Genomic DNA, 19,641 nt, shown 5'->3' with positions numbered 1-19,641 from the left:
ACCGGTCACGAGATCTGTCCATGCCCCGTCGCCCTACTCCGGACTCCGCCGTCGCGGGAAAACTGTTTGCTCTGTTCTGCCTCGCCAGCTACCTGCTGTCGTTGTCCTACGGCTCGACCTTTTTACTGTCCCTGCTGATCAGCTCACGGGGCGGCAACGAGCACGATGCCGGCAGCGTGATTTCTGCGGCGATGCTCAGCACCTTCGCCGCGGTGCTTGTTTCCGGGCACTTGTCGGACGTGTTCGGCGCAGCGCGTTCGATTGCCCTGTTCGGCGGCCTGCTGGTGCTGGCCAGCCTGGGGTTTGCCCTGACGCCGGGATTTGGCAGTGCCTTGCTGTTTTTCGGCCTGACCCTGGGCCTGGGCTGGGGCGTGTTTTACACCCTGGGGCCGATCATCGTGGCCATGCTGGTCACCCCGGCGCAACGGGCCAGGTATTTCGCCCTGCTGTCGGGCAGCATGATGACCGGCATCGGGTCCGGGCCCTTGCTGGGGCGCGCCGCCAGCGCCCTGGGTTATCCGCTGAGCAGCGCATTTTTCCTCGCCGCCCTCGCCAGCCTGATCGGCGCACTGCTGTTCTGGCGCCTGGGTACGGTGCTTGCGCAACGACCCAACCAGTTGGGCAACGCCTCGCTATCGCGCATCACCTGGGCGGCGACGGTTCGGGTAATGTCCTCCAGGGCGCTGTTCCCGATCATTATGGTGGGCCTCGGTGGTTGCGTATTCGGCGGTCTGTCGAGCTTCCAGACCAGCTACGCCGCTGAGCGCGCGCTGGATTACTCGCTGTTTTTTCTTGGCTTCATGAGCGCGGCGATTACCAGTCGCATGTTGATTGCCAGCTTCGTGGTCAGGCGCGACCCTTACTGGGCATCCTGCCTACTGTCGGGGTTGATGGTGATGTCGGTGCTGATGTTCAGTTTCGTCGTCGACGATGCCTTGAGCTACCTGCTCGCCGCCGTGGTGCTGGGTATCGGCTACGGCCTGACCTACTCGGTGATCAATGGCCTGGCGGCCAACGAAGCGCCGCCCGGCAGCACCCCACAAGCCCTGCTGCTGTTCAGCCTGGGCTATTTTGTCGGGGTGTTCGGCTTTCCCTGGCTGGCGGGCAGGATCATCGTCGAGCAAGGGCTGCCGACGATGCTGCTGGTGGTGCTGGGCGTGGCGCTGTTGAACTGGTTGATTACGGTCGGGCGGTTGTTGTGGCGCTGGCGACTCGCGAGCCAGGCATTGCAGGAGGCTTAGGGGCGCTGGCCTGCTCGCGGGCAAGCCATGCTCCTACAGGAGATAGGGGGGTGTTCGTGCCAGTCGCGATCAGGGTTCGAGCCCGATGGGGAAAAACTCGCCACCGCTGTAAACCCCCAGCCAACGCTGACCGTCGAGTTCGCGGGTGACGGCCAGCTCGACCAGTTGGTAGAACACATTGCGATGGATCAAGGCTTCGAGGTTGGTCCGTACGTGCACATAGGGGGCGGGTTCCTGGGTCTGCGGGTCGATGACCACTCGCAAGGGGTGCTCAGGCCCGGCTTCGGTGACGTCCTCGACGTTGGTGGTGAAACGCAGCACCTGGGCTTCGCCCTCGCCTTGCACCTCCAGAGTCACGGCCACGAAGGGCGCGTCATCAACTGTGATCCCGACCTTCTCCACCGGCGTGATCAGGAAATAATCGTCACCATCTCGGCGCATGATGGTGGAGAACAGCTTGACCATCGGCTTGCGCCCGATCGGCGTACCCAGGTAGTACCAGGTGCCGTCGCGGGCGATGCGCATGTCGATGTCGCCACAGAAGTCGGGATTCCACAGATGAACCGGCGGCAAGCCTTTGGACTTGGGGATTTGCCCCAGCAGATCGTTAGCTTTCTGCGCACCACTCATGTTGTTCTCCCGTTGAACTATTGATCACCCAGGCCCAGCAGGCTACGCGCATATTGCGCCAGCGGCGGGCCCAGCAGATCTTCTGGCCTGGTGTCGTGGAACGTCAGTAAACCGCCACGACTCTTGATCCGTGCAGTATCAATCAAATACTGGGTGCTGGTCTCGATCAACATCAGTTGAATCACCCCTTTGTCGATGCCCAGGCGATCTACCGCCTCTTGATCGAGCCACTCATCGGAGTTGCCGATGCGGTCGTCAGCGTTGGCAAAGCGGGTGTAGAGCAGGTAATGGGCGCCGGCGGCCCGGGCCTCACCCATGGCGGCATCCAGCCCCTCGGGCGCGCGGGCGCGGCGGACCATCGGGAAATACTCGATAAAACCGTTGAAGGCTTGTTCGGCAACCACGTTGGGGCGCGGCTCGGCACTGCCCGGCGGGGCGAACGGCCCCTGGGCAATGTAGATGAACGAGTCTGGCTGAATACGCAGGTTGTTCACTCGACGGCTGTCGCTGTGATCGAGAAAACCGGCGTCGCTCATCTGATAGCGAACCCCTTCGCCCATGTCGCTGACAGTCATGCAGCCGCCAAGCGTGACAACCGCCAGCAGCAAAACCAGGCTACGCATCCTTACCCTCCAGAAGCCGGTGACGGAAAACCGGCGAATCCGGGCAAGATGCAGCTTCCGCGCCAGCTCAGCCGCCGATGATTTTCATCACGGTCGCGCCACCGGAAAATGCCACTTCCTGCTTGTCCCCCAGCGCCTTGACCAACAGCCGTTGCAACGCCGGCAAGGCCTGGTGACGGGGCTTGTCCAGCAGGTCGCCGACATAGTGCCGATTGCTCGATGACAGGCAGCCATGCAACCAGCCCGTGGACGACAGGCGCAGGCGCGAGCAAGTCCGACAGAACGGAACGCTTTCATTGGCGATCACGCCGAAATGGCCGAGTTCGGGGATTTCATAGCGCACCGCCGTGGCATCCACCGGCGCATCGGCTTGCAGGTATTCGTAGCGCTCGCCAATCAGGCTGAGCAACTGCTGGAGGCTGACGAACTGTTGCAGGAAGGCATTCGAGTCAGACGCCAGGTGGCCCATGCGCATCAATTCGATAAAGCGCAGCTCATAGCCGCGCTCCAGGCAGTAATCGAGCAAGGGCATCACCTGATCCAGGTTCTGCCCGCGCAGCGGTACCATGTTGACCTTGATCTTGATGCCCGCGGCACGGGCCTGCTGCATGCCATCAAGCACCGTCGGCAGATCGCCACCCCGGGCGATACTGCGAAAGGCTGCCGGGTCGAGGGTATCGAGGGAAACGTTGATCCGGCGAATGCCGGCATCCACCAGCAAGGGCAGCTTTTTGCCCAGCAACTGACCGTTGGTGGTCAGGCTGATGTCGGCCAGGCCCATTTGCCCGACCGCCTGCATGAAGGTTTCCAGCTTCGGGCTCACCAGCGGTTCACCGCCAGTAATGCGCAGCCGCTCGATGCCAGCCGCCTCGATCAGGTACGCGACCCCGCGCGCCATGGCTTCGGCCGACAATTCGTCCTGCGCAGCCACCAGTCGCTTGCCGTTAGGCACGCAGTAGGTACAGGCATAGTTGCAGGCGGAGGTCAGGCTGACTCGCAAATTGCGGAAGCGCCTGCCTTGTCGGTCAACAATCATGGATTACTCCGGCGGAAGTCGGTGCGGAAAAGCTAAAACTTGACTCACAAATCAAGTTTTAGCAATACCTAAGCCTGAGTATATTCCTGGGGCACTGCGCCATACAGGGAAAACATGGCGCAATAAGGCCGCTGAATGAGTCAGCTGCCTGGGGTGTCGGTATCGCGCTTGCGCTTGTTGCCCATGCGCACGCCGATATCCATCAGAAACTGGAAGAAGCCTTCCTGGTCTTCCAGCACATTGCTCCAGAACGGCGAGTGATACAGCGCCACCGCGCCGTGCACCAGCGCCCAGGATGCGCAGTAGTGGAAATACGGCGGCACGTCTTCGAGCTTGCCTTCGCTGATGCGGCCCTTGATCAACAGGGTCAGGCGCTCGAAGTTGGAGGCGCGGATCTTGTGCAGCTCCTCGACCATCTCCGGCACCTGGTTGCCCTTGACCACCTTCTCTTCCAGGCGATCGAACAACCGGTAGCGTTGTGGGTCGCGCATGCGGAATTCGAAGTAGGCCCGGGACAGGGCTTCCTTATCCTTATCGACATCGGCAGAGTGCAGCAGCTCGTTCAGGTCACGCTCGTAATCGAGCATCAGGCGCAGATAGATCTCCGCCTTGGACTTGAAGTGCTTATAGATGGTGCCTTTGCCGATACCCACGGCATCAGCGATCATCTCGACGGTGACACTGTCTTCACCTTGTTCGAGGAACAGCTTGAGCGCGGTGTCGAGAATTTCTTGCTCGCGGCGACGAAACTCACGGACCTTACGAGGTTCTTTGTGCATAAGAAAAAGGTCTGTAGGGGTCAAAATTCGAAGCCGCGTATTATGCCTAACTTGCGCCAAATTGCACGGATCATCCGACCATGACTACGTTTCTTGATGAATTTGTACAGGCTCCAGGGCTTCGCTATTTGAATCATGCGGCCGTCGCGCCGTGGCCAAATCGAGCGGCCAGCGCCGTGGCGCGCTTCGCCCAGGAGAACGTTTTGCTGGGCGCGCGGGACTATTCGGACTGGATGGCGCTGGAGCAACGCCTGCGTGAACGCCTGATGCGCCTGCTAAACGCGCCATCGACGGACGATATCGCCCTGGTCAAAAATACTTCTGAAGCGCTGTCTTTTGTCGCCTTCGGACTGCCCTGGCAGAGCGGTGACCAGATCGTCATCAGTGACGAGGAGTTCCCATCCAACCGCATCGTCTGGGAAGCCCTGGCGGCGCAAGGCGTCGAAGTGATCCAGGCCAGCCTCAAGGGCGATGACCCGGAAGGCGCGCTGCTGGCTGCCTGCGGCCCCCGCACGCGCTTGATGTCGGTCAGCGCCGTACAATTTGCCAGCGGCCTGCGCCTGGACCTGCAGCGCCTGGGAGCCGGCTGCAAGCAGCAAAACGTGCTGTTTTGCATCGATGCCATCCAGCAACTCGGCGCCCTGCCCTTCGATGTCCAGAGCTATCAATGCGACTTTGCCATGGCCGACGGCCACAAATGGTTGCTGGGCCCGGAGGGCTTAGGGGTGTTCTACGTGCGTAGCGAACTGCGCGAACAACTCAAGCTGCACGAATTCGGCTGGCACATGCTTGAACACATGGGCGACTACAGCCGCACCACCTGGGAGCCGGCCAAGAGTGCCCGGCGTTTCGAGTGCGGCAGCCCGAACATGCTCGGCGCGATGGCCCTGGAGGCGAGTCTGTCGTTATTGGAAGAAGTCGGCATGCCAACCGTGGCCGCCCTGATCGCCGAACGCGTGCAGTGGCTGCAGGACGGTTTGGGCGCAATCGCCGGGATCACCCTGCACAGCCCGCTCAATCCGGCCCGGCGCGGGGGGATTCTGTCCTTCAGCATCGACGGCATCGATAACCAGGTCGTGCACAAGGCCCTCACCGCCCAGCAGGTGGTGTGTATTCCGCGCGGGCCCGGCGTGCGCTTTTCCCCGCATTTCTATACTGAAAAACGCGTGATCGACGAAACTATCGCCATCGTCTCGGTCATCGCCAAGCAGTGAGAACTCAAGCGAAGCGCCGGTATTCCAAATATGTTTAAGAAACCGGGGGAGCAGACTGGACTCGGCGCAATACTGATCAATACTTGAAATGTCGGCGCGTCATCTCCCCCAAGTGGCGCGTGGATATAGGTACCAACGGACCGCGTGCCTTTGTTTTACTCCTAATGGTCTTAACCCGGATTCACCCCCCAGAACCCGGGTTTTTTTTGCCTGCGATTTGCCCCCTCCCCAGGGCCGTCGCTCACGCCGACTTGACGTGGGCCAGGGGGAACAGCCGCTTGAAGTTTTCGGTGGTCTGCTCGGCAAACCGCTCGTAGGATTCACCGCGCAGCATCGCCAGGAACTCCGCCACTTCGCGCACGTATTGCGGCAGGTTCGGCTTGCCACGGTAGGGAATCGGCGCCAGGTAGGGGGAATCGGTTTCCACCAACAGGCGATCGGCCGGCACCTTGCTCGCGACGTCGCGCAGGGCATCGGCATTGCGGAAGGTGACGATGCCGGACAACGAGATGTAGAAGCCCAGGTCCAGCGCCGCCTTGGCCATGTCCCAATCTTCGGTGAAGCAATGCAGCACGCCCGCCTGAGGCAAGGCGGCCTCACGCAGCAAGGCCAGGGTGTCGGCGCGCGCACCACGGGTGTGGACGATCACCGGCTTGCCCGTTTGCTGGGCGGCTTGCAGGTGCAGGCGGAAGGATTGCTGCTGCAGTTCGGCCGCCTCTGGCTCGTAATGGTAGTCCAGGCCAGTCTCGCCAATGGCCACCACCCGCGGGTGGTTGAGTTCCTGCAACAGCCAGTCCAGCGCCGGCGCCGCGCCCGGCTGGACGTCCAGCGGGTGCACGCCCACTGAACAGTCGACGTCGTCATAACGCTCGGCGAGCGCCTTGACGTCGGCCGCGTTGTCGGCACTGACGCCGATACACAGGAAATGCCCGACCCCACGCTGGCGCGCCGCTTCCAGGGCAGCGTCCAGGGAGCCGTCGTGGGCGGCAAGGTCGAGACGGTCGAGATGGCAATGGGAATCTACAAGCATAGTGAGGCTGCAACTAAATCGTATGGGTGGGGCACCCGGACAACGTCCGGGCAGCGCGGTTTAACGTTGAGCCGGCAACCCGGCCCACTGCACCAGCAGGGCTTCGAGCAGCAGCACACGGTTGAGGTTAGCCTTGCTCAGGACCTTCTGCCGCTGGGCGAGAATCCAGTCCTGGATGTTCAGCACTTTGTCCTGGGAGGACTTCTGCGCCAGGTACTGCACCACTTTGCGCATATCCACCAGGCCCAGGCCGGCTTCATCCTGGGTCAGCTGATAACGCAGGATCAGGCTCGACCAGTCGCAGAACCAGTCGAACAACAACAGCAGCGGGATCGCATTCCAGCCTTCGGCCAGTTGGGTGGGTGACTGCTGTTGCTTGAGCAGTTTCTTGACCCCGTCGACCACCAGCGCCCGCTGTTCGCGTACGCCCTGGGCCTGCAGGGTGACGGCTGCCAACGGCGAGCCGGCCGCCAGGGTCAGCAACTCGACGCGCTCCTCTTCAGAGCAATCAGGCAAGGCCTGGGCCAGCCACGCCAGGCTCATGGCCTCGCTGGGCAAGGGACAGGCCTGCTGCACACAGCGACTCTTGATGGTCGGCAACAGGCGGCTGGTCTGGTGACTGACCAGCAACAGCACGGTGTCACCGGACGGCTCTTCGAGACTTTTGAGCAAGGCGTTGGCGGCGTTGGTGTTCATCGACTCCACCGGCTCGATCAGCACCACCTTGCGCCCGCCCAACTGCGCGGTCTGGACCACGAAACTGACCAGCTCACGGACCTGGTCGACCTTGATCGCCTTGTCCGCCTCCTCCGGTTCGAGGATGTAATTGTCCGGGTGACTGCCGGCCTTGAGCAGCAGGCAGGATTTGCATTGCCCGCAAGCGTCCAGGCCCTCTGGCCGCTGGCACAGCAGGCGCGCCATCAGGCGCTCGGCCAGGGCGCGTTTGCCAATGCCCTTGGGGCCATGGAGCAGATAGGCGTGGGCGTGCTGCCCGCGGCCGGCCAGTTGCTGCCAGAGGCTGTCCTGCCACGGATAGGCTTCAGCCACGGTGACGCTCCAGCAACTGTGGCAGCAAGACGTCCAGCGCCTGCTGCACCTGCGTCAATGGCTGGGCGGCGTCGACCAACAGGTAACGCCCCGGATCTGCCGCGGCACGCTGCAGGAAAGCCGCGCGCACGGCCTCGAAGAACACACGGCCTTCCTGCTCGAACCGATCCAGTCGGCCACGGGCACTGGCGCGGGCCATGCCAATCTCAATCGGCAAATCGAACACCAGGGTCAGGTCCGGGCGCAAATCACCCTGGACGAAGGTCTCCAGCGCGGCGATACGCTCCAGCGACAACCCGCGGCCGGCGCCCTGATAGGCGTAGGTCGAATCGGTAAACCGGTCACAGAGCACCACCGCACCGCGCGCCAGCGCCGGGCGGATGACCTCGGCCAGGTGCTGGGCGCGGGCCGCGAACACCAGCAACAGCTCGGTGTCAGGGTGCATGACTTCCTCGACCGGCGCCAACAGTACTTCGCGGATGCGCTCGGCCAAAGGGGTCCCCCCCGGCTCGCGCGTCAGCACCACCTCGATACCGGCGTCACGCAGGCGTTCGGCCAGGTATTCGCGATTGGTGCTTTTGCCGGCGCCTTCTGGGCCTTCCAGGGTAATAAACAAGCCAGTCACAGGCAGTCCTTAGTCAGAGTCATTGCGGGCCTTGCGGTGCCTGGGTGTCAGGCGCCGACGCCGGTGCGGGTGCCTGCGGGGCCGCCTCAGGCGATTCCGGTACCGCTGGCACCTCGGGCACGACCGGCACCGGTTCCTCGGGCGTCACCGCACCGTTGGCCGGCGCAGGGCTGGAACGGTAGTCGGCGCGGCGCTTGAGCTGATACTCGCGCACGGCGTTGTTGTGGGCATCCAGATCATCGGAGAACACATGGCTGCCATCGCCACGCGCCACGAAGTACAGGCTGCTGCCCGCCACCGGGTTGAGGGCCGCATGAATTGCTTCACGACCGACCATGGCAATCGGCGTCGGCGGCAGGCCGAAAATCACATAAGTGTTGTAGGGGGTCGGCTCGCGCAGGGACGCGCGGGTCAATTTGCCGTTGTAGCGCTCTCCCAGGCCATAGATCACGGTCGGATCGGTCTGCAGCATCATGCCGATCTGCATGCGCCGTACAAACACTCCGGCAATCTGCCCGCGCTCCTGCGGCACGCCGGTTTCCTTCTCCACCAGGGACGCCATGATCAGCGCTTGGTAGGGCTCGGAGTACGGCACATCCGGGGAGCGCTTGCTCCACTCCTTGGCCAGCACTTCTTCCAGTCGATCGTAGGCCTTTTCCAGCACTTCGGCGTCGGTCATGCCGCGAACGAAACGGTAGGTGTCCGGAAAGAACCGGCCCTCGGGGAACACACCGGCATGGCCGAGCTTTTCCATCAGTTCGCTGTCGCTGAGGCCGGCGAGGGTCTGTTCGAGCTTGTCGTTTTTCGCCAGCGCTGCACGCACCTGGCGGAAGTTCCAGCCTTCCACCAGCGTCAGGCTGTACTGGACCACTTCGCCGCGCTGCCACAGGCCGATCAGGCCTTGGGCGCTCATGCCCGGCAACATGCGGTACTCGCCGCTGTGCAGGGGCTGGGTGGCCAGGTTGAAGCGCCAGTATAGGCGCAGCCAGAAAGCGTCCTCGAGCACGCCGTCGGCTTCCAGGCGATTGAAGGTCCCGGACGGTGTCGAGCCAGTGGGTACGTCGAGTAACTCTTCCTGAGTAATGTTGAGCGGCTGTTCCAGCGCCGAATTGATTTTCCAGGCCGAAGCGCCCAGCAGCAGCCCCGCCAGAACCAATCCGGTTTCCAGCAGTAGCAAGAGTTTACGTCTCACGAATCAAGCATCCAGTAGCGCGCGGGCAATTCCCTGCAGTTTACGGGTGAGCGGCCCAACCGGCCAGCTCAGCGCAGCATACGCGTTCACCGGCCAGATGCCGTAGACGCTGTTGCAGACGAAAACCTCATCAGCCTGTTGCAGTTGTTCGAGGCTGATGTCAGTGATTTCAGTGGGGATCCCCAGTGACTTGGCTTGAAACAATAATTCGCCACGCATCACGCCGGCGACGCCACAACGGCGCAAATCGGCGGTTACCAGCACACCTTCATGCACGATGAACAGATTACTGAAGACGCCCTCGATGACGCGGGCGTCCAGATCCAGCATCAGCCCTTCTGCGTACTCAGGCCCCTGCCACTCGGCGCGAGCAAGGACTTGCTCAAGGCGATTGAGGTGCTTGAGGCCGGCCAGCAGCGGCTGGCTGGACAAACGTGTAGCGCAGGGGAACAGGCGCACACCGTGCTCGGCATGAACATCCGGATAACGTGCGGGGGGATTGCCTTGCAGGATACGCCGCGGCGCGGCAGCAGGGTCGAAGGCATAACCGCGCTGGCTGTCGCCGCGGGTCAGGATCAGCTTGAGCACGCCGTCGCCAAGCGCAGCGGCATACGCCACCAGCTCGGCGCGAATCAACCCGTGATCCGCCGCCAGCGCTAGCCGTGAGCACCCCTCGGCCAAGCGTTGCAGGTGGCGCTCCAACAAGACGGGCTGGCCGCCCCTGACGGCGATGGTCTCGAACAAGCCATCGCCGTAGGCCAGGCCGCGGTCTTTTAGCGACAGTGCGTCAGCCGGCTGACCGTCGACCCAGCTTTCCATCAGTCGGCGAACCGACGGAACACCAGGGAGCCGTTGGTGCCACCAAACCCGAAGGAGTTGGACAGCACCACGTCGATATCCATATTGCGCGCGGTGTGCGGCACAAAATCGAGATCGCAGCCTTCGTCAGGCTCGTCCAGGTTGATGGTTGGCGGCGCCACCTGGCCATTGATTGCCAGCACGCTGAAGATCGCCTCGACGGCGCCCGCGGCACCCAGCAGGTGGCCAGTCATGGACTTGGTCGAGCTGACGGCCAGCTTGTAGGCGTGATCGCCGAACACGGTCTTGATCGCCTGGGCTTCGGCGAGGTCGCCGGCCGAGGTCGAGGTGCCGTGGGCATTGATGTACTGCACCTGATCGCCATTGATCCGCGCATCGCGCAGGGCGTTGGCGATGCAGCGCGCAGCACCGGCACCGTCCGCCGGAGGCGAGGTCATGTGATAGGCATCGCCGCTGGTACCAAAACCAATCAGCTCGGCGTAGATGGTCGCCCCGCGCGCCTTGGCGTGCTCCAGCTCTTCGAGAACCAGGGCCCCGGCACCGTCGGACAGTACAAAACCATCACGGCCCTTGTCCCATGGACGGCTGGCGCGAGTCGGTTCGTCATTGCGCGTGGAGAGTGCACGGGCAGCCCCAAAGCCGCCCATACCCAGGCCACAGGCTGCCATTTCGGCACCACCGGCAATCATCACGTCGGCTTCGCCGTAGGCAATGTTGCGCGCAGCCATGCCGATACAGTGGGTACCGGTGGTGCAGGCGGTGGCGATGGCGTAGTTAGGCCCCTGTATACCCAGGTGGATCGACAGGAAACCGGAAATCATATTGATGATCGAGCCCGGCACGAAAAACGGAGAAATCCGTCGCGGCCCGGAATCATGCAGCGTGCGGCTGGTTTCCTCGATATTGGTCAGACCGCCAATACCCGAGCCCATGGCCACGCCGATACGCTCACGGTTGGCATCGGTGACTTCCAGGCCGGCATTACGCACTGCCTGAAACCCGGCCGCCAGACCGTATTGAATGAACAGGTCGAGTTTGCGAGCTTCCTTGACCGACAGGTACTCCTCGACATTGAAGCCCTTTACCGAGCCGCCAAAACGAGTGGAATAGGCAGAAAGGTCAGTGTGTTCGATCAGACCAATGCCACTGCGGCCAGCCAGAATGCCCTGCCAGCTGCTCGGCACATCCGTGCCCAGTGGCGACAACATACCCATACCGGTGACTACGACGCGTCTACGCGACACAGCACTCTCCTTTTTTCAAATGACGACTTTGCATCAGACCTAAAGAAAAAACCGCACGCCATGATGGCAGTGCGGTTTTTCCATGACAGCGAACAACGATTACAAACTATTACGCCTGGTGGCTAGTAACGTAATCGATGGCAGCTTGTACAGTAGTGATCTTCTCAGCTTCTTCGTCAGGGATTTCGGTCTCGAATTCCTCTTCCAGAGCCATCACCAGCTCAACGGTGTCAAGGGAGTCGGCACCCAGGTCTTCAACGAAGGAAGCAGTGTTCACCACTTCTTCTTCTTTAACGCCCAGTTGCTCAGCAACGATTTTCTTGACGCGCTCTTCGATGGTGCTCATACCTTGTTTTCACTCCTAATGGACAAATTCAGGCAGCTGGCCAGTGGGTAAGTGTATAGAAAGGCTTTTCAGTTTTTCAACTGAAAGCTTCACTCCTCAAACCCTGACGACCGGCTGCCTATAAATAGATTGCAGCTTTATAACGGATTTTAGACAGCTCGTATGACATTTTTTTGAAGCGATCCGTCACATTTAACTCATGTACATCCCGCCGTTCACCGGGATTGTAGCCCCAGTAACGTAAGCCGCACCGTCCGACGCAAGAAAAGCGACCACAGACGCGATCTCTTGAGCTTGCCCCAGACGACCCAGCGGAATTTGTGTCTGCAGGGCTTCACGCTGCGCTTCAGGCAGTTCGCGGGTCATATCGGTGTCGATGAACCCAGGGGCCACCGAGTTGACCGTAATCGAGCGCGAACCCACTTCACGGGCCAAAGCGCGACTGAAACCTTCCAGACCTGCCTTGGCGGCTGCATAGTTTACTTGGCCTGCGTTGCCCATGGCACCCACAACCGAACCAATACTGATAATTCGACCCCATCGCGCCTTGGTCATGCCGCGCAAAACGCCCTTGGACAGGCGGAACAGACTGTTCAGGTTGGTATCGACGACGTCATGCCATTCGTCATCTTTCATCCGCATCATCAGGTTATCGCGGGTGATACCGGCGTTATTGACCAGGATCGCCGGCGCACCGAACTGCTCCTGGATGCTTGCCAGAACACTGGCCACGGACTCGTCGCTAGTGACGTTGAGTTCCAGGCCCGTGCCCTGAATACCATTTTCCTTCAGGGTGGCGGCAATGCGCTCGGCACCCGAGGCGGAAGTCGCGGTGCCAACCACGATGGCACCCTGACGACCCAATTCCAGGGCGATAGCCTGGCCAATGCCACGGCTCGCACCAGTGACCAGTGCAACTTTACCTTGCAGACTCATGCAAGCTTCTCCTGATTCAGGCCAACGCTGCACGGGTGGCAGCGAAAGCGTCTGGGGTATTGAGGTTGGATGTCGACACGCCTTCGGCGCAGCGCTTGTTCAAGCCGGCCAGGACTTTGCCCGGGCCGCACTCGACCAGATTGGTCGCGCCCTTGGCCGCCAGCGCCTGTACGGACTCGACCCAGCGCACTGGCTTGTACAGTTGCTCGAGCAGATCACGCTTGAGGGTCTGCAGATCGGCCGGCACTTGCGCGCTGACGTTCTGCACCAGCGGAATCTGCGGGGCCTGCCAGTCAATCGCAGCGACGGACTCGGCAAACTGCTCGGCCGCCGGACGCATCAGCTCACAGTGAGACGGCACGCTGACCGGCAACGGCATGGCGCGCTTGGCACCCCGCGCCTTGCAGCCTTCGATGGCACGCTCGACTGCCGCCTTGGCACCGGCGATCACCACCTGGCCCGGGGAGTTGAAGTTGACGGCACTGACTACCTCGCCCTGCGCCGCTTCGCTACAGGCCGCCAGCACGTCAGCATCATCCAGGCCGAGAATCGCCGCCATGGCGCCCTGCCCGGCCGGAACGGCTTGTTGCATCAGTTGGCCACGACGCTCCACCAGCTTCACGGCGTCGCCCAGGCTCAGGCTGCCTGCCGCGACCAGGGCGCTGTATTCGCCCAGGCTGTGACCGGCTACATAAGCCGGACGCGCACCACCTTCAGCCAGCCACAGGCGCCACAGAGCGATAGAGGCGGTCAGGATGGCCGGCTGGGTCTTGTCGGTTTGATTGAGCTGCTCTTCCGGCCCTTGCTGGGTCAGTGCCCACAGGTCGTAACCCAGAGCATCGGAAGCTTCTTTGAATGTTTCGAGGATCAGCGGATATTGCGCGCCCAACTCGGCCAGCATGCCGAGGGACTGCGAACCCTGTCCTGGAAAGACGAATGCGAGGGAAGCAGACATGTAACAAGCCCCTAATGATCTTGTCGTCGGAGAGTTGACGCCCCGCTGTGGGGACGCAAGAAACTGACAGTTGGATGGCCAATTGAACCGAGCGGTCACATTTAAGCATTGTCCGACGAAAATGCCTAAAGCAGCAAATCCTCGAGACGCCCATGGAGTCGCTGCGGCAGATTCTCCTGAATCTCGATCAAGGCTCGCTGGATCGCACTCTGAAAGCCCTGCACGCCAGCCGAACCGTGGCTCTTGACCACAATCCCCTGCAACCCGAGGAAGCTCGCGCCGTTGTGCCGCGCAGGCGCCAAGTCGGCCTGCAAGCGCTTCATCAAGGGCAATGCCAGGGCCCCGACCAGCCTTGATGCAAGATTTTGCTTGAACAAGGCTTCGATACGCCCGGCAATCATGGTCGCCAGGCCTTCGCTGGACTTGAGCAGGATGTTGCCGACAAAACCGTCACAGACCACCACATCCGCCTCGCCCCGGTACAGGCCATCACCCTCGACAAAACCGATGTAGTTCAAGCCCCGGGCACCTTGCAACAGGGTCGCCGCAAGCTTGACCTGCTGATTGCCCTTGATGTCCTCGGTGCCGATGTTCAACAACGCCACTCTGGGCCGGGTGATCCCCAGCGTCTCGGCCGCCACCGACCCCATCACCGCGAACTGGAACAGGTGCTCGGCACTGCAATCGACGTTGGCCCCCAGATCCAGCAACTGGCAATAACCCTTTTGTGTCGGGATCGCCGCAACCATCGCTGGACGATCGATTCCCGGCAACGTCTTGAGCACGAACCGCGACAACGCCATCAGCGCGCCGGTGTTGCCAGCACTGACACAGGCCTGGACCTTGCCGTCACGCAGCAACTCGAGCGCCACGCGCATCGACGAATCGGGCTTGCCACGCAGGGCCTGGGCGGGTTTTTCGTCCATGGTGATGACTTCGGATGCCGGAGCAATCGACAGGCGCGCGCGATCCACAGCCGATTGGCCAGCGATCAATTCTTCAAGAAGGGAGGGTTGACCGACGAGGGTCAGGTGCAGCGAGGGCGTAGCAGACAGACAAGCAAGGCTGGCCTGAACAATGCTGCGGGGACCGAAGTCCCCGCCCATTGCGTCAATCGCGATGACTTGAGCGGACAAGGATTACTCGTCAGCGCCCTTGTCGATCACTTTACGGCCACGGTATACGCCTTCTGGCGATACGTGGTGACGCAGGTGAACTTCACCAGTGGTCTTTTCTACGGACAGAGTGCTTGCCTCGAGAGCGTCGTGCGAACGACGCATGTCACGGGCGGAGCGGGATTTTTTGTTCTGCTGAACAGCCATAATTGATTAACTCCTAAACGTTTGGGTCACGCTTTAACTGCGCCAATACACTGAACGGGTTGGACCGCGTTACCTCGTCCTCGCTCGGTTCGGGCTCATCGAGACCCGCCGGCTGCTGGCATTCTTCCGGATGATGAGCAGGCACAATGGGCAAGGCGAGCAAAAGCTCCTCCTCGATCAGTGACTGCAGATCCAAAGGATCTTCGCCCAGTTCCAGCACGTCATAACCTTTCGGCAACGACTGGGTATTCGCACCCTCCTTTACCACAGCATAACTGCATTCGCTGTGAATCGGCAGGGTGACCAGCTCAAGACAACGCTGGCAAACCATTTTGACCTCGGTGTCGATAAAACTGTGGATCACCACAGATTTACGTTCATCTCGTTCAAAAACGAATTTAGCCTGCACCGTACCGACAGTGTCGGAAAGCGGGTCGCAGAGTCTCTCCAAATCGGCCAGCAGCATTTCACCTTGGAGGGTGGTGCCACGATCAGCCAATTTGCGCGGGTCAACGTGAGGTGGAATCGGGTCATTCAACATAGGCGCAGCATTATAGGGATGCACCCGCCCTTGTCAAAGGAAATTCAGTCCTGTCCGTCACTTGCAGCCCCCGCTAGAATTTGCGACTGACTTCTGGAGAGCCCTATGCTGCCTTTATTACTCGCTTCAAGCTCGGTTTATCGCCGTGAATTACTGGCTCGCTTGCAGCTGCCTTTTACCTGCAGCTCCCCGGATATCGACGAAAGCCCATTGGCAGGCGAGTCCGCCATCGAGCTGGTCAGACGCCTGGCACAGGCCAAGGCCCAGGCACTGGCTGCCAGCCATCCGGGGCATCTGATCATCGGCTCGGACCAGGTCGCGGTACTCGACGGCAAGATCATCGGCAAGCCCCACACCTTCGACAAGGCTCGCGAACAGCTGCTGGCCGCCAGCGGTGCCAGCGTGACCTTCCTCACCGGCCTGGCCCTGCTCAACAGCCAGAGCGGCCACTGCCAGCTCGACTGCATCCCCTTCACCGTCCATATGCGCACACTCGACCCCGCGCGCGTGGAGCACTACCTGCGCGCCGAGCAGCCCTACGACTGCGCTGGCAGCTTCAAGGCCGAAGGACTGGGGGTGAGCCTGTTCCAGCGCACCGAAGGCCCGGACGCCACCAGCCTGGTCGGCCTGCCGCTCATTCGCCTGGTGGACATGCTATTGGCCGAAGGCATCCAGATCCCGTAGCCACTGCCGAGCCGCGCGAGACAACACCAACGACCGCAGGACGTTCGCTCGGCCCGACAATGTGCACAGGGTCACTACGCCACCCAACACAGGCTGCGCCAGCGGCTACAGACCATAAAAAAACCGGCCACGCAGGCCGGTTTTTCATGTCGTGCAGTAATCAGCGCAAGGCCGGGCCGTGAAAGCCCATCCACATGGCCAATTGCTCAGCCACACTGGCGCCAAGTTTTTTCGAGAAGCGATCGAACGGCGATTCCTGGATGGTGAAGTCCACCAACTCCTTCTCGCCGATCACGTCCCGCGCCACCGAACTGGCACTGCCCAGGCCATCGATCAAGCCCAGCGGCAAAGCCTGCTCGCCAGACCAGACCAGCCCGGAGAACAGCTCCGGATGCTCCTTGTCCTTCAGCCGGTCACCACGCCCCTTCTTCACACTGGCAATGAACTGCTGATGAGTGGTGTCCAGCACGCTCTGCCAGAATTGGGTTTCTTCCGGTTTTTGTGGCTGGAACGGATCGAGGAACGATTTGTGCTCACCCGAGGTGTAGGTACGCCGCTCGACACCCAGCTTCTCCATGGTGCCAACAAAGCCATAGCCGGCCGCTGTGACACCGATGGAGCCCACCAGACTGGCCTTGTCGGCATAGATCTGGTCCGCGGCACTGGCAATATAGTAGGCACCCGAGGCACCCAGATCGGAAATTACCGCATAAACCTTGATCTGCGGGTGCAAGGCGCGCAACCGCACGATCTCGTCATAGACGTAACCGGACTGCACCGGACTGCCGCCCGGACTGTTGATCCGCAGCACGATACCCTTGACCTTGGTATCCTCGAACGCCGCACGCAGACTGCCAACGATATTGTCGGCGCTGGCCGGCTCCTTGTCGGCAATCATCCCGGTGATCTCGATCAACGCGGTGTAGCCCGGACCACGCGTCGCGCTCTTTTCAATATCCATCAGCGGCGTGAACAGGATCAGCGCGACAAACAGGTACACAAAGGTCAGCAGCTTGAAGAAAATCCCCCAACGCCGCGAGCGCCGCTGCTCCTGCACACCGGCCAGCAGGGTTTTTTCCAGCAGTTTCCAGCTCTTGTCTTCGCCATCTGCAGCACTGGCTTTGACAGGCGCCTTCCATTCGTCAGTCATTGCATCTACCCCAACCCGAACTTAATTGGCCCGCTGACCCAGCCAGGCACGCAATTGCGAAAAATGATCAATAGCCAGGCACGGCTCGTACGCGCGCAGCGCCTCTATGGATTGGGCGCCATAGCTGACGGCGACAGACGCCATCCCGGCATTGCGAGCCATCTGCAGATCAAACGAGGAATCCCCCACCATCAGCGCCTGCTCAGGCCTGACCGCGCAATGCGCCAGGATCTGCTCGAGCATCAAGGGGTGCGGCTTACTGGCGGTTTCGTCGGCGGCGCGGGTGATATCAAAATAATCTTCCCAGCCATGGGACTTCAGCACCCGATCCAGGCCGCGACGCGCCTTGCCGGTGGCCACGGCCAACTGATAACCCTCGTCACGAAATGCCTCAAGCGACTCGAGCACACCCTCGAACAACGGCGAAGGCTCGGCCTCCAACGCGATGTAGTGATCGGCATAATGCTGACGAAACGCCACCAACTCTGCATCACCGATCTGCGGGTACAAGGTGCGAATCGCCTCTGGCAGACCCAGCCCGATAATGCCTTTGACTGCCAGATCGCTGCACAGCGCAAAACCTGAGCGCTCGGACGCGACATGCATCGCCTCGACGATCCGGCCAATGGAATCGGCCAGCGTCCCATCCCAATCGAAAATCAGTAGCTTGCAATCAGAGGGGTGCACTCAGGCGCTCCACGGTCTTGGCCCACATTTCATCCACTGGCGCCTGCAACTTCAACTCACTGCCGTCCGGCAGCGGCACAGTCAGCATGTAGGCATGGAGGAACAATCGCTTGCCACCCAGATCGCGAATCTCCTTGGAGAACCCCTCCTCGCCGTACTTGGTATCGCCAGCAATGCAGTGCCCGGCGTGCAAGGTATGGACACGGATCTGGTGAGTCCGACCGGTAATCGGCTTGGCTTCGATCAAGGTGGCAAAGTCGCCAAAGCGAAGCAGGACCTTGAACACGGTCACGGACTCCTTGCCCTCCTCCTCGTCGACCTCGACCATGCGCTCGCCGGAGCGCAGATTGCTCTTGCCGAGCGGAGCCCGGACTTGCTTGATCGAACTCGCCCAGTTGCCGCGTACCAGCGCCATGTAGCGCTTGTCCACGCCATCGCCGCGCAATGCCGTGTGCAAGTGACGCAGCATGCTGCGCTTCTTGGCAATCATCAGCAGGCCGGAGGTGTCACGGTCGAGACGGTGAACCAGTTCCAGCTCCTTGCAATCGGGACGCAACTGACGAAAAGCCTCAATCACCCCGAAGGTCAAGCCGCTGCCACCGTGAACGGCAATGCCGCACGGCTTGTTGATCACGATCAGCGCCTTGTCTTCAAAGACTATCGAGGCTTCCAGGCGTTGCAACAACCCCTGGGCCAGGGGCACCGGCTCGTCACGCTCCGGCACACGCACCGGCGGCACGCGCACGATGTCGCCCGCCTGCAGTTTGTACTCGGGCTTGATCCGACCTTTGTTCACTCGCACTTCGCCTTTACGCAAAATGCGGTAAATCAAGGTCTTGGGCACGCCTTTGAGCCGAGCAAGAAGGAAGTTGTCAATTCGTTGGCCGGCATATTCCGGCGAGACCTCCAGCAGTTGTACGGCTGGGGTCGGGGGGGTAGTCGTCGTCATGTCGCGAATGATAACAATTTTTTATGGAATTGAAGCACTTAATCATTGCTGCTATAGTCGCGAACGCCGCCAAAAGCGGCTGGACAGAGGACAAACGGCAAGTTGCCGGCCCTGACCAACGCAATTCATCAGGACGCGAGGCCGTCCTACGGGGCTTTCGCATCTTCTGGAAGGTTCGTGATTGTAACAAGCGCAGGTGACATGAGGCCTGAAGCGAGTGCAACAAACAGAGTACCACTCGTCTGTTGCGCCGATATTTACGGCCAGTTCACAAAGTGCAGTCAGTCCCGAATCACACCTGGGTCGAGAGTTTCGGAAACAACGCCTGTTACAAGCTGGGAGCCAGCCAAACAGCTTTCACCCAGTCTTGTGTAGCCATGAGCGTGGACTCCCCATTGGAGAACACGGTAAATGCCAACCCGCTGCGGATTCTGCGCGCGGCAGCACCCGAATTATCAGGGATACGTGTAGGGTGGAGATGCACAACCGTCGGACCGTGTAGCACTAGGCTTATATTTAGACGCTTCATCTCGTCCACAGTCGCCGGTTGATTCCTCCTCCTGACTGAGTGCTTAAGTAGCCACAGCAAGC

At 61.0% G+C, this 19,641-nt stretch carries 22 protein-coding genes; 3 read left to right on the top strand and 19 right to left on the bottom strand.

Features of this window, described 5'->3' with window-relative positions; all coding sequences use genetic code 11:
• Positions 1-20 precede the first annotated feature (20 nt).
• Positions 21-1,241: an MFS transporter gene (locus H7995_RS21985; protein ID WP_185818836.1), complete on the top strand. Its 1,221-nt coding sequence runs from the start codon at positions 21-23 to the stop codon at positions 1,239-1,241.
• Between the two features lie 69 nt (positions 1,242-1,310).
• On the opposite strand, the gene H7995_RS21980 is transcribed toward H7995_RS21985, so the two are convergent.
• The 4 genes from H7995_RS21980 to H7995_RS21965 all read right to left on the bottom strand — a co-directional run bounded on the left by H7995_RS21980 (position 1,311) and on the right by H7995_RS21965 (position 4,309).
• The gene (locus H7995_RS21980; protein ID WP_166591323.1) at positions 1,311-1,871 is read right to left on the bottom strand and encodes a DUF1285 domain-containing protein; all 561 of its coding nucleotides are present in this window, start codon (positions 1,869-1,871) and stop codon (positions 1,311-1,313) included.
• A gap of 17 nt (positions 1,872-1,888) precedes the next feature.
• Entirely contained in the window at positions 1,889-2,494 is a 606-nt protein-coding gene (locus H7995_RS21975; RefSeq protein WP_185818835.1) for a DUF4823 domain-containing protein, read from the bottom strand.
• Between the two features lie 67 nt (positions 2,495-2,561).
• The gene (locus H7995_RS21970; RefSeq protein ID WP_166591321.1) at positions 2,562-3,530 is read right to left on the bottom strand and encodes a GTP 3',8-cyclase MoaA; all 969 of its coding nucleotides are present in this window, start codon (positions 3,528-3,530) and stop codon (positions 2,562-2,564) included.
• A gap of 140 nt (positions 3,531-3,670) precedes the next feature.
• Positions 3,671-4,309, bottom strand: a complete 639-nt coding sequence (locus H7995_RS21965) for a TetR/AcrR family transcriptional regulator (protein WP_095167659.1) — start codon at positions 4,307-4,309, stop codon at positions 3,671-3,673.
• An 80-nt stretch (positions 4,310-4,389) separates the two neighbouring features.
• Between H7995_RS21965 and H7995_RS21960 the strand changes: the two genes are divergently transcribed.
• Complete coding sequence (locus tag H7995_RS21960) at positions 4,390-5,523, top strand: aminotransferase class V-fold PLP-dependent enzyme (RefSeq protein ID WP_166591319.1); 1,134 nt, start codon at positions 4,390-4,392, stop codon at positions 5,521-5,523.
• A 241-nt stretch (positions 5,524-5,764) separates the two neighbouring features.
• On the opposite strand, the gene H7995_RS21955 is transcribed toward H7995_RS21960, so the two are convergent.
• The 12 genes from H7995_RS21955 to H7995_RS21900 form a co-directional block, all read right to left on the bottom strand.
• A complete protein-coding gene (locus H7995_RS21955) occupies positions 5,765-6,553 on the bottom strand; it encodes a TatD family hydrolase (protein WP_166591318.1) in 789 nt (262 codons plus the stop codon).
• A 60-nt stretch (positions 6,554-6,613) separates the two neighbouring features.
• On the bottom strand, positions 6,614-7,600 hold the full coding sequence (locus tag H7995_RS21950) for a DNA polymerase III subunit delta' (RefSeq protein WP_166591317.1): 987 nt from the start codon (positions 7,598-7,600) through the stop codon (positions 6,614-6,616).
• Positions 7,593-8,225 carry a dTMP kinase gene (tmk, locus tag H7995_RS21945; RefSeq protein WP_166591316.1) on the bottom strand — a complete coding sequence of 211 codons (633 nt, stop codon included), beginning with the start codon at positions 8,223-8,225 and terminating at the stop codon, positions 7,593-7,595. Before tmk ends, H7995_RS21950 begins: the two co-directional genes overlap by 8 nt.
• Positions 8,226-8,244: 19 nt before the next feature.
• On the bottom strand, positions 8,245-9,417 hold the full coding sequence (gene mltG / locus H7995_RS21940) for an endolytic transglycosylase MltG (protein ID WP_166591315.1): 1,173 nt from the start codon (positions 9,415-9,417) through the stop codon (positions 8,245-8,247).
• Positions 9,418-9,420: 3 nt separating this feature from the next.
• Positions 9,421-10,236 (bottom strand): aminodeoxychorismate lyase, encoded by an 816-nt coding sequence (pabC, locus tag H7995_RS21935; RefSeq protein ID WP_185818834.1) that lies wholly within the window; start codon positions 10,234-10,236, stop codon positions 9,421-9,423.
• Positions 10,236-11,480 (bottom strand): beta-ketoacyl-ACP synthase II, encoded by a 1,245-nt coding sequence (gene fabF / locus H7995_RS21930; RefSeq protein WP_166591313.1) that lies wholly within the window; start codon positions 11,478-11,480, stop codon positions 10,236-10,238. Before fabF ends, pabC begins: the two co-directional genes overlap by 1 nt.
• A 109-nt stretch (positions 11,481-11,589) precedes the next feature.
• Complete coding sequence (gene acpP / locus H7995_RS21925; RefSeq protein ID WP_003175607.1) at positions 11,590-11,826, bottom strand: acyl carrier protein; 237 nt, start codon at positions 11,824-11,826, stop codon at positions 11,590-11,592.
• Positions 11,827-12,018: 192 nt separating this feature from the next.
• Positions 12,019-12,762 (bottom strand): 3-oxoacyl-ACP reductase FabG, encoded by a 744-nt coding sequence (gene fabG, locus H7995_RS21920; RefSeq protein WP_166591312.1) that lies wholly within the window; start codon positions 12,760-12,762, stop codon positions 12,019-12,021.
• Positions 12,763-12,778: 16 nt separating this feature from the next.
• The gene (gene fabD, locus H7995_RS21915) at positions 12,779-13,717 is read right to left on the bottom strand and encodes an ACP S-malonyltransferase (RefSeq protein WP_166591311.1); all 939 of its coding nucleotides are present in this window, start codon (positions 13,715-13,717) and stop codon (positions 12,779-12,781) included.
• 125 nt (positions 13,718-13,842) lie between these two features.
• Positions 13,843-14,853, bottom strand: coding sequence for a phosphate acyltransferase PlsX (gene plsX / locus H7995_RS21910; protein WP_182343966.1), 1,011 nt, complete (start codon positions 14,851-14,853; stop codon positions 13,843-13,845).
• A gap of 3 nt (positions 14,854-14,856) precedes the next feature.
• Positions 14,857-15,039: a 50S ribosomal protein L32 gene (gene rpmF / locus H7995_RS21905; protein WP_003179396.1), complete on the bottom strand. Its 183-nt coding sequence runs from the start codon at positions 15,037-15,039 to the stop codon at positions 14,857-14,859.
• 13 nt (positions 15,040-15,052) lie between these two features.
• Positions 15,053-15,580: a YceD family protein gene (locus H7995_RS21900; protein WP_008152342.1), complete on the bottom strand. Its 528-nt coding sequence runs from the start codon at positions 15,578-15,580 to the stop codon at positions 15,053-15,055.
• A gap of 105 nt (positions 15,581-15,685) precedes the next feature.
• On the opposite strand from H7995_RS21900, the gene H7995_RS21895 reads away from it, so the two are divergent.
• Entirely contained in the window at positions 15,686-16,264 is a 579-nt protein-coding gene (locus H7995_RS21895) for a Maf family protein (RefSeq protein WP_166591309.1), read from the top strand.
• A gap of 160 nt (positions 16,265-16,424) precedes the next feature.
• Here H7995_RS21895 and sppA read toward each other — a convergent pair whose 3' ends face one another.
• The 3 genes from sppA to rluC are packed head-to-tail and all read right to left on the bottom strand — an operon-like array spanning position 16,425 to position 19,050.
• Positions 16,425-17,414: a signal peptide peptidase SppA gene (gene sppA, locus H7995_RS21890; protein WP_185818833.1), complete on the bottom strand. Its 990-nt coding sequence runs from the start codon at positions 17,412-17,414 to the stop codon at positions 16,425-16,427.
• A gap of 21 nt (positions 17,415-17,435) precedes the next feature.
• Positions 17,436-18,101, bottom strand: a complete 666-nt coding sequence (locus H7995_RS21885; RefSeq protein WP_166591307.1) for an HAD-IA family hydrolase — start codon at positions 18,099-18,101, stop codon at positions 17,436-17,438.
• The gene (gene rluC / locus H7995_RS21880; RefSeq protein ID WP_185818832.1) at positions 18,088-19,050 is read right to left on the bottom strand and encodes a 23S rRNA pseudouridine(955/2504/2580) synthase RluC; all 963 of its coding nucleotides are present in this window, start codon (positions 19,048-19,050) and stop codon (positions 18,088-18,090) included. Before rluC ends, H7995_RS21885 begins: the two co-directional genes overlap by 14 nt.
• Positions 19,051-19,641: the final 591 nt, after the last annotated feature.

It is taken from the genome of Pseudomonas kielensis (assembly GCF_014236655.1).
GTDB classification, from domain to species: domain Bacteria; phylum Pseudomonadota; class Gammaproteobacteria; order Pseudomonadales; family Pseudomonadaceae; genus Aquipseudomonas; species Aquipseudomonas kielensis.
This window is presented reverse-complemented; position numbering and strand designations above follow the sequence as displayed.

What these genes read in the sequence shown, in the direction of transcription:
- H7995_RS21955 (WP_166591318.1), bottom strand. Translation starts at nt 6,553, where the DNA reads ATGCTTGTAGATTCCCATTGCCATCTCGACCGTCTCGACCTTGCCGCC.
- fabG (WP_166591312.1), bottom strand. Translation starts at nt 12,762, where the DNA reads ATGAGTCTGCAAGGTAAAGTTGCACTGGTCACTGGTGCGAGCCGTGGC.
- fabD (WP_166591311.1), bottom strand. Translation starts at nt 13,717, where the DNA reads ATGTCTGCTTCCCTCGCATTCGTCTTTCCAGGACAGGGTTCGCAGTCC.
- H7995_RS21900 (WP_008152342.1), bottom strand. Translation starts at nt 15,580, where the DNA reads ATGTTGAATGACCCGATTCCACCTCACGTTGACCCGCGCAAATTGGCT.
- H7995_RS21980 (WP_166591323.1), bottom strand. Translation starts at nt 1,871, where the DNA reads ATGAGTGGTGCGCAGAAAGCTAACGATCTGCTGGGGCAAATCCCCAAG.
- sppA (WP_185818833.1), bottom strand. Translation starts at nt 17,414, where the DNA reads ATGACTGACGAATGGAAGGCGCCTGTCAAAGCCAGTGCTGCAGATGGC.
- H7995_RS21970 (WP_166591321.1), bottom strand. Translation starts at nt 3,530, where the DNA reads ATGATTGTTGACCGACAAGGCAGGCGCTTCCGCAATTTGCGAGTCAGC.
- rluC (WP_185818832.1), bottom strand. Translation starts at nt 19,050, where the DNA reads ATGACGACGACTACCCCCCCGACCCCAGCCGTACAACTGCTGGAGGTC.
- pabC (WP_185818834.1), bottom strand. Translation starts at nt 10,236, where the DNA reads ATGGAAAGCTGGGTCGACGGTCAGCCGGCTGACGCACTGTCGCTAAAA.
- H7995_RS21985 (WP_185818836.1), top strand. Translation starts at nt 21, where the DNA reads ATGCCCCGTCGCCCTACTCCGGACTCCGCCGTCGCGGGAAAACTGTTT.
- H7995_RS21960 (WP_166591319.1), top strand. Translation starts at nt 4,390, where the DNA reads ATGACTACGTTTCTTGATGAATTTGTACAGGCTCCAGGGCTTCGCTAT.
- H7995_RS21965 (WP_095167659.1), bottom strand. Translation starts at nt 4,309, where the DNA reads ATGCACAAAGAACCTCGTAAGGTCCGTGAGTTTCGTCGCCGCGAGCAA.
- rpmF (WP_003179396.1), bottom strand. Translation starts at nt 15,039, where the DNA reads ATGGCTGTTCAGCAGAACAAAAAATCCCGCTCCGCCCGTGACATGCGT.
- acpP (WP_003175607.1), bottom strand. Translation starts at nt 11,826, where the DNA reads ATGAGCACCATCGAAGAGCGCGTCAAGAAAATCGTTGCTGAGCAACTG.
- H7995_RS21975 (WP_185818835.1), bottom strand. Translation starts at nt 2,494, where the DNA reads ATGCGTAGCCTGGTTTTGCTGCTGGCGGTTGTCACGCTTGGCGGCTGC.
- H7995_RS21895 (WP_166591309.1), top strand. Translation starts at nt 15,686, where the DNA reads ATGCTGCCTTTATTACTCGCTTCAAGCTCGGTTTATCGCCGTGAATTA.